This is a genomic window from Corallococcus sp. RDP092CA (assembly GCF_041903675.1).
Taxonomy (GTDB): domain Bacteria; phylum Myxococcota; class Myxococcia; order Myxococcales; family Myxococcaceae; genus Corallococcus.
The window spans coordinates 64,448-76,007 of sequence record NZ_JAYESI010000022.1 but is presented as its reverse complement, the minus strand read 5'-3'; the positions used below and the strand labels follow the sequence as shown (position 1 = coordinate 76,007).

Genomic DNA, 11,560 nt, shown 5'->3' with positions numbered 1-11,560 from the left:
CCCCCCGACACCCTGGCGTCCCGGGTGACCGCGCACGGGAGCACGGTCCGCATCCGGGATGCGCAATGGCAGACACGCGTGGGGAGGCCTCCACTCCCAGTCTTGCGGGGCATTCCGAAGTTTCAGGTGTCCCTTTCCCGGAGAACGCCCTTGGCGCATCGCATCGTTGCCCCGCCGCCGCTTTCCGACCATGAGCTCCAGGTGGAGGCCGTGGCCTTCCTGGATGCACGGGGACACTGGCTGACCGCCGCCGCGACGCGGCGGGTGGCCGCGGTGCGCGAGTTCTTCCGCCAGCACGCCTACCTGCGACGCGACCTCCTCCGGGAGCGGGCCGAGGAGGAGCGCCGCGCGGGGCGCCTGGCGCTGGAGCTGTTCTCCCGCGCGGCCCAGCGCGTCCGGTGGCTGCTCACCACCGGAGAGGGCCCCACCACGCGCATCCACGGCGCGGAGGCCGGGCGCGACCTGGGCCTGCTGTTCGCCGGCACGGACTCCGGCCTGGATGGCCTGGCGTCGGAGCGGGATCAGCGCTGGAACCTCAACCACCCGCACCCGCTCCCGCCCACCGGCTTTCGCGCCAGCCGCGTCCACGGCGGCGCCAGCCCGCGGGAGGACCCGACCCACCACCTGGCCTTCTACGCGATGTTCGGCGCCTCCAACGAGAGCTTCCTCGAAGAGCAGTTGAACCGGCTGATGGGCACGCTCAGCGACCTGGGCCCGCCGGACGATCAACACCTGGCCTGGGACGGCATCGACCTGGGACGCCAGTTGGGCGACCCGCGCTTCGACGTGAACGCCTGGCTGTGGAAGACCGTCGGGGACCCGGGCCAGGTCCCGCGCGTCGCCGAGGCCGTCGCGAGCTGAGGGCGACTGCACGCTGGCGCACCGTCGCCGCGCATCTTCGTAGCCAGCACGCGCCCATCCGCGCGACGCTGGCCCTTCCGTGGACGACACCCGACTGCCCGACCCCGAAGCCCTCCGCCCGCTGCTCGCCGACGCCCTGTCGCTGCCCGCGCTGAAGCCCCACGGCCCGCGCCTGGAGCGCCTGCTGGAGGACTACGCGCGCGGCGTGGCCCGGCGGGACGCGCCGCTCGTCGTCGCGCTGGTGGGCGCCACCGGCGCGGGCAAGTCCACCCTGCTCAACGCCCTCTCCGGCCAGGACCTCTCCCGCGAGGGCGTGGACCGCCCCACCAGCACCGCCTCCACCCTCTTCGCGCCGGAGGGCACCTCCACGGACGAGCTGGCCCGCACCGGCGCGCGCGTCGTGCGCTACGCGCCCAGGCCGCAGGGCCTGTGGAGCGGCCAGGTCTTCATCGACACGCCGGACCTGAACAGCGTGGCCACCCAGCACCGCGACGTCGCGCGCGCCGCGCTGGACAAGGCGGACGTCGCGCTCGTGGTCATGCACCGGGGCAGCGTCGCGGAGGCCACCCAGGTGGAGTTCCTCGCCGAGTTCGCCCGCCGCCGCGCGCTCGTCTTCATCCTCAACTTCGCCGACGAGCTCTCCGCCGACTCGCGCGACGCGCTGAAGTCCCAGGTCCGCCGCGTGGCCACCCAGCACTACGGCCTGGCCGCGGAGGACATCCCCGTCTTCGCCATCAGCGCGCGCGCCGCGAAGGACGGCCAGGACGTCTCCGGCGAGTTCGGCCCGCTCCTCTTCCACCTGCGCGGGCTGGCCACCCAGGCCGTCGCCGCGCGCGTGCGCCACACCAACGCCCTGGGCGCGCTGGAGGAGTTCGCCGCCACCGTCCAGGCGGCGCTCGCGGACACGGACGCGCTGCTCGCGAAGACGCGCGCCGCGCTGGACGCAGGGCTCGGGCGCGCGGCGGAGGCGCTCCAGGCGGACTTCGACGCGCGGCTGTCCCTGGCCCACGGCCACCTGGCGGCGGAGGTGCGGCGGCAGGCCGCGGGCCGCTTCTGGGGGCCCGCCGCGTGGGGGCTGCGGCTGTCGTTGTGGGGCGCGTCCGGCATGGGCGCGGGCGCGCTGGTGGCCCGGCGCAGCCTGCCCGCGGGGCTCGCGGTGGCGGCGGCCTCCACGGTGGTGGACGCGGTGAGGGACCGCACCCGCGCCCGCGCCGCGGAGGTGGCCGTGGTGGAGCCCTTCGAGGACGACTTCCTCGCGGAGTCCGCCGCCCGCACCGCCCTGGCGGAGGCGCGCAGCGTGGCGCGCACGCAGGGCCTGGAGGCGGAGAGCCTGGGCGTGCCGGACGTGGAGGCGCTGCTGGCGGAGCTGCGCGTGGCCCGGGCGGGGGCGTGGCGCTACACGGCCTCCACCGCCGTCGCGGAGGCCGTGGCCCGCTGGTGGCGCACGGCCCGGTGGCTGGTGCTGCCGCTCATCAACCTGCCCCTGCTCGCGCTCCTGGGGCACGTGGGCTACCGCGTGGTGCGCGGCTACGTCGAAGGCCCCCTGTTGCCGCTGGAGTACTTCCTCAACGCGGGGGCCTTCTTCGGGCTGCTCGCGGGCGCCGGGGCGCTGCTCGCGTCAGCGAGCCTCGTCGGAGCCGCTCGCCATGCGGGGCGTGCGGGCCGGGCTCGCTTTGTCGAGGCCCTCGCCGCCCTGGGCGGGAGGCTGGGAGAGGCCGTCGATGATGGCCTTGGCGCCGGGCGGCAGGCCGCGCGTCGCATCCTGGAGCGGATTCGCGCTGTCGGGTGACATGGACATCACGGCCTGGCCCGGCACGTGGACGCCGCCGTTGGAGGCCATCATCGGCTGCGCGGAGTCCTTGCACAGCGGCGCCGACACCAGCGTGTCGCGCACCGGGTCCCCGTAGCCCACGATGCGCGCGGGCACGGAGGGGTTGTTCCAGCCGGAGCCCTGCTCCCTGGCGACCTTGAAGTGCAGGTGCGCGCCGCACGCCCAGCCCGTCGCGCCGGAGAAGCCGATGAGCTGGCCCTCCTTCACGCGCTCACCGGCCTTCACCACCACGGCGCTGAAGTGCAGGTACTGCGTCTCCAGCCCGTCGCCGTGGGAGATGACGACGTAGTTGGCCAGCGGCGCGAACTGCTCGCCGCAGCCACCCTGCTTGCTGTCGCCGCGCGCCATGCGCACGACGCCATCATGCGCCGCCACGATGGGCGTGCCCTCCGGCATCCGGAAGTCCCACGCGAACGTGTCGTTGTGCTGATGACTCCCGGTCTCGTGGCCCTGGCTCACCGTATAGATGCGGCCACACGCGAAGGGCACGCCCACCTCGGGCATGTTCGCGGCCGCCGCGGCGGAGGGAGGGAGGGCAGGAGCCGAAGCGAGGAGGGAGCCGACGAGCAGAGCGGAGAGGTTCATATCGGGGCGGGCGGTCAACCAGCGCAAGGCCTTGCGCTATTTCCCAGCCATTTTCGCCGGATCCTGAACGGATCACTAGCAGCCGAGCCACGCCCCGCCCTGTCTCAAGGGGGCGACGCTTGACCACACTCCAGAGGGAGAACCGCTCGAAAGCGCGGGAGCGCCTGGCTCCCTGCCTGTCCGGTTGGCAGGCGCCGTTCCCCTCAACCCCATCCGCTCCAATCCCTGTCAGCTGGACGGGCGCAAAGGCATACGCCCGGACGCCCGGATACCCCGCGGGCAGGCCTGGAACGGCCCCACCCTCGGGCGCGGTCGTCGGCCGCCGGACACCGCGGGACCCACCCCAAGAAAGTGACTGGTCACTTTTTAAGTTGCGGATTATCGTTCCGGCATGTCCCCGAAGTCCGTCCCCCGGAAGGCCGCGGTCCCGGCGCGCCGCACGCAGGCGGAGCGCCGCGAGTCGACGCGCCGCAAGCTGCTGGACGCCACCATCGAGGCGCTGGTGGAGCAGGGCTACGCGCGGCTGACGACGGTGGAGGTGGCGAAGCGGGCGGGGGTGTCGCAGGGGGCGCTCTTCACGCACTTCGACACGAAGGAGGAGCTGCTGGCGGTGGCGGTGGAGCACCTCTTCCCGCGCCTCATCCAGGACTTCCTCGCGGGCGTGGGGGCGCGCCCCTCCGGGAAGGACCGGGTGGGCGCGGCGGTGGACATGCTGTGGGCCGCCTACCAGCGGCCGGAATTGCAGGCCGCCGTCGAGCTCTACGTCGCGGCGCGCACCAGCCCTGAGTTGCAGAAGGCGCTGGCGGTGGTGGACGGGCCGCACCGCCAGAACCTGCACCGGGTGGCGCGCGAGCTGTTCCCGGACGTGGCCGCCACGCACCCGGACTTCGACGACGTGGTGGAGCTGGCGCTGGACGCGGTGCAGGGCGCGGCGGTGGGCGGGGCCGCCCGGCCTTCGGATCCCGCGCACCGCCGCATGCTGGACACGCTGGCGCGCCTCATGCGCGTCGCGTTCGCCCCCAGGGATTGATTCGCAGGAGGTCAGCAGCCATGGACATGACGCACATCCCCGACCTCATCACCCCGGCCATCCCGGTGTTCGTCATCACCGTCATCGCCGAGGCCCTGTGGGTGAGGAGGCTGCGCCAGGAGCGCGGCGAGCGCCTCAAGGGCCACACCTGGAAGGACACGCTGGCCAGCCTGTCCATGGGCCTGGGCAACGTGGCGGTGGGCGTCTTCTGGAAGGGCGTGGCGTTCGCGGGCTACGCGGCGCTCTACCACCTGACGCCGCTGCGCATGGGCCACGGGCTGGTGGCGTGGGTGCTGCTCTTCTTCCTGGAGGACCTCTGCTACTACGCCTTCCACCGCGTCCACCACGAGAGCCGCCTCTTCTGGGCGTCGCACGTGGTGCACCACTCCAGCCAGCACTACAACCTGTCCACGGCGCTGCGGCAGACGTGGACGCCGATGACGGGCTGGGTGTTCTGGGCGCCGCTGGCGCTGCTGGGCTTCTCCCCGGAGATGATCGTCACGCAGCAGGCGGTGAGCCTGCTGTACCAGTACTGGATCCACACGGAGGCCATTGGCCGGCTGCCGCGCCCGGTGGAGTGGCTGTTCAACACGCCCTCGCACCACCGCGCGCACCACGCGTCCAACGCGGCCTACATCGACGTGAACTACGCGGGCATCCTCATCATCTGGGACCGGCTCTTCGGCACGTTCGTCCCGGAGACCGAGCGCCCCATCTACGGGCTGACGAAGAACCTCACCACGTACAACCCGGTGCGCATCGCGTTCCACGAGTTCGCCGCCATCGCGAGGGACGCGGCCCGCCCGGGGCCCCTGAGCCAGCGGCTGGGCTACATCTTCCGCAACCCGGCGTGGAAGCCCCGGGAGGCGCCGCCGCCCGCGGGGCCTCCGTCCGCGGAGGCCGTGCACCCGGCGCCGTAGGGCCCGCGCCCTTCCGGGTGGCGGACAACGTGAGGGGGGAACCGACGTCCAGGCAACGCGGCGCGCGACATCGTTGCGTCCCCGCCGTGCGGGCCTTGCTACGGTGCGCCGCGACGGTTCTGGCGGGCGCCGCGCATGAGGTCGGCGCCCCTTGCAAGGGAGTCGGGTCATGACGGAGCGCGAGTTGTGGGAGCGGTACCAGCGGCACCTGTGCGTCGTCCCCTCCGTGGGGCTCACGCTGGACATCTCCCGCATGGGCTTCGGCGCGGACTTCCTGGACGGGATGCGCTCGCGCATGGACGCGGCCTTCCAGGCCATGGACGCGCTGGAGCGGGGCGCCATCGCCAATCCGGATGAGCAGCGCCGCGTGGGCCACTACTGGCTGCGCGCCCCGGAGCTGGCGCCGGACGCGGAGCTGAAGACGGCCATCACGGACATGCAGGCCCAGGTGGCCGCGTTCGCCAGGGACGTGCACGCGGGCAAGGTGAAGCCCGCGAAGGCGGCGCGGTTCACGCAGGTGTTGATCGTCGGCATCGGCGGCTCCGCGCTGGGCCCGCAGCTGGTGGCGGACGCGCTGGGCAGCGGCCGGGACGCCATGCAGGTGCACTTCCTGGACAACACCGACCCGGACGGGATGGACCGCGTGCTCAACGGCCTGGGCGAGCGGCTGGCGGAGACGCTCACCGTGGTCATCAGCAAGTCCGGCGGCACCAAGGAGACGCGCAACGGCATGCTGGAGGCCGAGGCCGCCTACAAGCAGCGCGGCCTGGACTTCGGCGCGCACGCGGTGGCGGTGACCGGCGACGGCAGCGAGCTGGAGCGCTACGCCAGGAGCCATCAGTGGCTGCGCACCTTCCCCATGTGGGACTGGGTTGGCGGGCGCACGTCGGTGATGTCCGCGGTGGGGCTCCTGCCGGCCCGGTTGCAGGGGCTGGACGTGGACGGCTTCCTCGCGGGCGCGAAGGACATGGACGCGGCGACGCGCGGGCATGACGTGGCGGCGAACCCGGCGGCGCTGCTCGCGCTGATGTGGTTCCACGCGGGCGGCGGCAAGGGCCAGAAGGACATGGTCATCCTGCCGTACAAGGACCGGCTGATGCTGATGTCCAGGTACCTCCAGCAGTTGGTGATGGAGTCCCTGGGCAAGGAGCTGTCGCTGGACGGACAGGTCGTGAACCAGGGCATCGCCGTCTACGGCAACAAGGGCTCCACGGATCAGCACGCCTACGTGCAGCAGCTGCGCGAGGGCGTGAACAACTTCTTCGTCACCTTCGTGGAGGTGCTGAAGGACCGGGACGGGAAGTCCCTGGCGGTGGAGGGTGAGAACACCAGCGGCGACTACCTGCTGGGGTTCCTGCTGGGCACGCGCCGGGCGCTGTTCGAGAAGGGCCGCGAGTCGATGACGCTCACCGTGCCGGACGTGAGCGCGCGCACGCTGGGGGCGCTGATTGCCCTGTATGAGCGCGCGGTGGGCCTCTACGCGAGCCTCGTGAGCATCAACGCCTATCACCAGCCGGGCGTGGAGGCGGGCAAGAAGGCCGCGGGGCGCGTGCTGGAGCTGCAGGGCAAGCTGCTGGCGAAGCTGAAGGCGGCGAAGGCGGAGGCGCGCTCGGCGGAGCAGCTGGCGCAGGACCTCGGCGCGGCGGATGAGGTGGAGACGGTGTTCAAGCTGCTGGAGCACCTGTCCGCGAACGGCGACCACGGCGTGAAGCGCTCGGGCGGCGCGCGGCCGGCGGAGGCCCGCTTCCAGGCCGGCTGACGAAGCACGGCCCCACGGGGCAACGCCTCGCGGTGGCCCAGCGCCGCCCCCGGGCGAAGGGCGCTCGGCGCGGCGAGCGGCGGCCCTGGACCTGTCCACCCGACGACTGGCGGCGCGGCTGATCACCCCCCGACGCTCGGACTGCCGCGGGTGCGACACCTTCTGGCCCCGGGCGACGGGGTGTGGAGCGCGGGGGCAGGTCGCATCCTGGGAATTCCCGAACCCCAGGAGCCTCCTCCCCATGAAACCGTCCTCCGCCCTCCTGCTGCCCCCGCTCCATCCGCCTCGGGAGGCCGATGACTCGTGGCGCCTCGACGCGCTGGGCTGCGTGCGCAGCCGCGACGACGTCACCCTGGCCGCGCTGCCCCACGCGCGCTACCGCTCCGCCCTGGAGATTGGCGGCGGCATCGGCCTGCTCACGGAGAAGCTCCAGGCGCGCTGTGACGCCCTGCTCTCCCTGGAGACCTCCGAGTCCGCCCAGGCCCGCGCCATCCACCGCTGCCACCACCTGCCGCACGTCCGCTTCGAGCAGACGGACGTGCTGGTGCGCTACCCCGCGCAGACCTTCGACCTCACCCTGGTGTCCGGGCGCGCCGCCTATTGGAACCTCCACGAGCTGTCGGTCGCGCAGCAGCGCATCCTCGACCACCTGGAGCCCGGCGGACACCTGGTCCTCGTGCACTGGACCGGCCAGACGCGCGACATGCGCCTCGACGGCCACGCGGTCCACGACGCCTTCCGCCTGCTCGCCCCCAAGCGCCTGCGCCACCTGCGCGGCGTGATGGAGGGCGCCTGGCGCCTGGACGTCTTCGAGCGCCTTTGAACGCCCCGGTGAATCCCGTCCCCCACCCGACCCGCGCCAGCGGTAGAAGGGACGGCATGGAACTGGGAATCACGGGAAAAACGGCGCTCGTCACCGGCAGCAGCCGGGGCATCGGGCGGGCCATCGCCACGGTGCTGTCGCGCGAGGGCGCCCGGGTGTGCGTGTGCGCGCGCCACCTGGAGCCGCTGGAGGTCATCGCGAAGGAGCTGCGCTCCGAGGGCGCCCAGGTGGCCACGGTGGTGGCGGACGTGGCCACGCAGGAGGGCGCGTACCTGGCGGTGGACTCCGCGGTGCGCGCCTTCGGCGCGCTGGACATCCTGGTGAACAACGTGGGCGGCAGCGGCGGCGCGGGCGCCTTCGACGCGGCCAGCACCCAGCAGTGGAGCGACGTCCTCCAGCGCAACCTGATGTCCGCCGTGTGGTGCAGCCAGCGCGCGGTGCCGGCGATGCGCCAGCACGGCGGCGGCAGCATCGTGCACATCAGCTCCATCTTCGGCCGCGAGTACGCCACCAGCGCGCCCTACAGCGCCGCCAAGGCGGGCCTCATCGCGCTCACCAAGGAGATGGCCGTGGACCTGGCGTCCCACCGCATCCGCGTCAACGCCGTGGCGCCGGGCTCCATCTTCTTCCCCGGCGGCAGCTGGGACCGGCGCCAGCAGCACGACCCGGAGGCGGTGGCCAGGATGGTGCGCGAGCAGATCCCCTGGGGCCGCTTCGGCACGCCCGAGGAGGTGGCGGACGTGGTCGCCTTCCTCTGCTCCGAGCGGGCGAAGTGGGTGACGGGCTCCACCCTCCCCGTGGACGGCGGGCAGGGCCGTGCCTACTGAGCCGGGTTGCGGTATGGAGTCCGCGCGCATGAGGCCAACGCATTGCTGAAGCTCTACAAGAAGGACGGCGACACCCTGCGCTACTGGGAGGCGTGGGAGCACGAGGGTGTCGTCACGGTGCACTGGGGCACCGTCGGTGATGGAGGCGAGCAGAAGACCGTTCCCGTCCCCCCGGACGAGGACCCCGACATGGTCATCGCCCAGGAGGCCGAGTCCCTGGTGGACGCCGGCTACGACGAGCCCGAGCCGGACGCCATGGCCGTGCTCCTCGTCGAGTACGCCGTGCAGGGCAAGGGCACCGGCCACGACTTCGAGCAGCGCACCGCCGTGGAGGAGCTGCTCACGGACGCGCTCGGCTGGACGGGCAACGGCGAGGTGGAGGGCGGCGAGACGGAGGCGGGCGTCATGCGCGTGCACTGCCGCGTGATGGACCCCGACACGGCCGCGCGCACCGTGGTGGAGGCGCTGGACGCGGAGGACCTGCTCGAGGGGGCCCGCGTGCTGGTGGCGCGGGGCGACGAGAGGCCCCGCGTCATGCACCCGCCGCTGTTCCCCGTGCTCAAGTCGTAGGCGACCCCGGAGCCTGGGGCGCCTGGCCCCGGGGCCCGAAGACGCGGAACAGCAGCACCAGCGACGGCACCACCGTCACCAGGCCCACGACGAGCGCCACCAGCAGCAGCCGCTGCACCTCCGGCTGCGCCGCGGCGCCCTGGAGCGTCAGGTGCGGGTACACCAGGTACGGCGCCTGCGACACCGCCCACCCCAGCACGATGAGCCCGCCCTGGGTGGCCGCCGCCACCCGGGCGGCCCGGAAGCGCCGCGTCCACAGGAGCGCGAACGCCGTCACCGCCGCCACCGCGGTGCCCGCGTGCAGCGCCAGCGCGAACGGCGTCTGCGACAGCCCCGTCCACACGCGGGGAGCCCCCTCGCGCGACAGCAGCAGGGCCGCCAGGGCCAGCGGGAAGAGGAGCCCGCCCGTCACCAGCGCCCGGCGCCGGAAGTCCTCCGCCAACCCGGGCGTCCGCGCCTCGTGCGTGAGGTACACGGCCGCCAGGAACGCGAACAGGCCCAGCGTCAGCACGCCCACGGACAGCGCGAAGGGCGACAGCCACGACGCGAAGAAGCCGCTCACCACCGCGTGCCCCTGCATGCGGATGGCGTCGCTGGCCACCGCGCCCACGCACATGCCCAGCAGCAGCGGGGCCACCACGCTCGCCACGCTGAACACCACGCCCCAGCGGCGCTCCACCGCGTCGCCGCGCGTGTCGTAGGCGCGGAAGGTGAACGCCGTGCCCCGGAACACGATGCCCAGCACCAGCAGCGTCAGGGGCACGTGCAGCGCCACGCTCAGCGCCGCGAAGGCGCGCGGGAAGCCGCTGAAGAGCAGCACCAGCCCGACGATGAGCCAGACGTGGTTCACCTCCCACACCGGCCCGATGGCGTGGGCGATGAGGGCCCGCTGCTCCGCCTTGCGCGGCCCGCGCGCCAGGAGGTCCCACACCCCGCCGCCGAAGTCCGCGCCGCCCAGCAGCGCGTACAGCACGAACGTGCCCGCCACCGCGAACCCCAGCACCGCCGTCTCAGTGGACATGGGCCACCTCGCCGCCCGCCGCCGCGCGGGGCCCCCCGGGCAGCGTGCCCGCCACCTGCCGCCAGAGCACGAAGAGCACCGTCACCCCGAGGAACAGGTACACCCCCGTGAAGGTGAAGAACGGCGCGGCCAGGTGCGGCACCGGCGTCACCGCCTCGCCCGTGCGCATCACGTCCCGGACGATCCACGGCTGCCGGCCCCACTCGGTGACGAGCCACCCCGCCTCCAGCGCCACCAGCCCCAGCGGCCCCGCCCCCAGCCACGCGCGCATCATCCCCCTGCCGTGCGGCCACTCGCGGCCGCGCCACCGGCGCCACAGCGTCACCAGCGCGAGCAGCGCCATCAGGCTGCCCGTGCCCACCATCACCTGGAAGGCCCCGTGCACCTTGGCCACCGGCGGCCAGACGTCGCGGGGGAACGCGTCCAGGCCCCTCACCACCGCGTGGGGGTCCGCGAACGCCAGGATGGAGAGCCCCTTCGGCACGTCGATGGCGCCCGGCACCGTGCCCGTCTCCGCGTCCGGCCACCCGCCCACCTTCAGGGGCGCGCCCGCCTCCGTGTGGAAGTGCGCCTCCATGGCGGCCAGCTTCACCGGCTGCGCGCGCGCCACGTGCTTCGCGGACAGGTCCCCCACCAGCGGCTGCGCGAGCGCGGTGACGCACGCGAGCGGCAGCGCGATGGACAGCGCCTTGCGGTGGAACGCGGCGCCCGGGTGCCTCAGCAGGATGAAGGCGTGGATGCCCGCCATCGCGAACGCGCTGGCCTGATAGCAGGACAAGAGCACGTGCGCCGTCTGGTACTGCCAGCCGGGGCTGAACATCGCCGCCAGCGGCTGCACGTCCGTGGGCCCCGCCGGCGTGGGCGTGAAGCCGGACGGGTTGTTCATGAACGTGTTCACCAGCGTGACGAAGAACGCGCTCGCCGCGCCGCTCAGCGCCACCATCCCGCCGCTGAACAGGTGCAGGCCCGGCGACACCCGCTCGCGGCCGTACAGGTAGATGCCCAGGAAGATGGCCTCGGTGAAGAAGGCCACGCCCTCCAGGCTGAAGGGCAGGCCAATCACCTCGCCGTAGCGGCCCATGAACTCCGGCCACAGGAGGCCCAGCTCGAACGAGAGCACCGTCCCGCTCACCGCCCCCACCGCGAACAGGATGGCGGTGCCCTTCGCCAGCTTCTCGCTGAGCCTCCGGTAGTCCGCGTCCCCCGTGCGCCGGTGCTTCAGGTCGCTGAGCACCATCAAGACCGGCAACGCCACGCCGGCCGCCGCGAAGACGATGTGGAACGCGAGCGACAGCCCCATCTGCGCGCGTGCATAGAGCAGGTCCGTCATGGA

Annotated in this window: 10 protein-coding genes and 1 pseudogene; 8 read left to right on the top strand and 3 right to left on the bottom strand. The window is 73.1% G+C overall.

All coding sequences use genetic code 11. The features are described 5' to 3' along the window. Window positions 1-150: 150 nt before the first annotated feature. Both U8525_RS22885 and U8525_RS22880 read left to right on the top strand, forming a co-directional pair. Window positions 151-861: a hypothetical protein gene (locus U8525_RS22885; protein WP_374268414.1), complete on the top strand. Its 711-nt coding sequence runs from the start codon at window positions 151-153 to the stop codon at window positions 859-861. 79 nt (window positions 862-940) lie between these two features. Next, complete coding sequence (locus U8525_RS22880) at window positions 941-2,650, top strand: GTPase (RefSeq protein ID WP_374268413.1); 1,710 nt, start codon at window positions 941-943, stop codon at window positions 2,648-2,650. A 225-nt stretch (window positions 2,651-2,875) separates the two neighbouring features. On the opposite strand, the pseudogene U8525_RS22875 reads toward U8525_RS22880, so the two are convergent. Further along, window positions 2,876-3,040 (bottom strand): annotated as a pseudogene (locus tag U8525_RS22875) (M23 family metallopeptidase); the annotation flags it as partial. 628 nt (window positions 3,041-3,668) lie between these two features. Between U8525_RS22875 and U8525_RS22870 the strand changes: the two are divergent. The 6 genes from U8525_RS22870 (at window position 3,669) to U8525_RS22845 (ending at window position 9,206) form a co-directional block, all read left to right on the top strand. Next, a complete protein-coding gene (locus U8525_RS22870) occupies window positions 3,669-4,307 on the top strand; it encodes a TetR/AcrR family transcriptional regulator (RefSeq protein ID WP_374268412.1) in 639 nt (212 codons plus the stop codon). A gap of 20 nt (window positions 4,308-4,327) precedes the next feature. After that, window positions 4,328-5,227 (top strand): sterol desaturase family protein, encoded by a 900-nt coding sequence (locus tag U8525_RS22865; protein WP_374268411.1) that lies wholly within the window; start codon window positions 4,328-4,330, stop codon window positions 5,225-5,227. A 169-nt stretch (window positions 5,228-5,396) separates the two neighbouring features. Further along, on the top strand, window positions 5,397-6,986 hold the full coding sequence (locus U8525_RS22860; protein ID WP_374268410.1) for a glucose-6-phosphate isomerase: 1,590 nt from the start codon (window positions 5,397-5,399) through the stop codon (window positions 6,984-6,986). Between the two features lie 241 nt (window positions 6,987-7,227). Next, window positions 7,228-7,809: a methyltransferase domain-containing protein gene (locus U8525_RS22855; protein ID WP_374268409.1), complete on the top strand. Its 582-nt coding sequence runs from the start codon at window positions 7,228-7,230 to the stop codon at window positions 7,807-7,809. A gap of 56 nt (window positions 7,810-7,865) precedes the next feature. After that, entirely contained in the window at window positions 7,866-8,636 is a 771-nt protein-coding gene (locus U8525_RS22850) for an SDR family NAD(P)-dependent oxidoreductase (protein ID WP_374268408.1), read from the top strand. Between the two features lie 42 nt (window positions 8,637-8,678). After that, window positions 8,679-9,206 (top strand): hypothetical protein, encoded by a 528-nt coding sequence (locus U8525_RS22845; RefSeq protein ID WP_374268407.1) that lies wholly within the window; start codon window positions 8,679-8,681, stop codon window positions 9,204-9,206. On the opposite strand, the gene U8525_RS22840 is transcribed toward U8525_RS22845, so the two are convergent. After that, window positions 9,196-10,227 carry a cytochrome d ubiquinol oxidase subunit II gene (locus tag U8525_RS22840; RefSeq protein WP_374268406.1) on the bottom strand — a complete coding sequence of 344 codons (1,032 nt, stop codon included), beginning with the start codon at window positions 10,225-10,227 and terminating at the stop codon, window positions 9,196-9,198. The genes U8525_RS22845 and U8525_RS22840 overlap by 11 nt on opposite strands. Further along, the gene (locus tag U8525_RS22835; protein ID WP_374268478.1) at window positions 10,217-11,557 is read right to left on the bottom strand and encodes a cytochrome ubiquinol oxidase subunit I; all 1,341 of its coding nucleotides are present in this window, start codon (window positions 11,555-11,557) and stop codon (window positions 10,217-10,219) included. The genes U8525_RS22840 and U8525_RS22835 overlap by 11 nt, the downstream gene beginning before the upstream one ends. Between the last annotated feature and the right edge of the window lie 3 nt (window positions 11,558-11,560).

Bases quoted from the DNA above. Each gene is read 5' to 3' on its own strand.
- U8525_RS22870 (WP_374268412.1), top strand. From the start codon at position 3,669: ATGTCCCCGAAGTCCGTCCCCCGGAAGGCCGCGGTCCCGGCGCGCCGC.
- U8525_RS22865 (WP_374268411.1), top strand. From the start codon at position 4,328: ATGGACATGACGCACATCCCCGACCTCATCACCCCGGCCATCCCGGTG.
- U8525_RS22860 (WP_374268410.1), top strand. From the start codon at position 5,397: ATGACGGAGCGCGAGTTGTGGGAGCGGTACCAGCGGCACCTGTGCGTC.
- U8525_RS22855 (WP_374268409.1), top strand. From the start codon at position 7,228: ATGAAACCGTCCTCCGCCCTCCTGCTGCCCCCGCTCCATCCGCCTCGG.
- U8525_RS22850 (WP_374268408.1), top strand. From the start codon at position 7,866: ATGGAACTGGGAATCACGGGAAAAACGGCGCTCGTCACCGGCAGCAGC.
- U8525_RS22840 (WP_374268406.1), bottom strand. From the start codon at position 10,227: ATGTCCACTGAGACGGCGGTGCTGGGGTTCGCGGTGGCGGGCACGTTC.
- U8525_RS22835 (WP_374268478.1), bottom strand. From the start codon at position 11,557: ATGACGGACCTGCTCTATGCACGCGCGCAGATGGGGCTGTCGCTCGCG.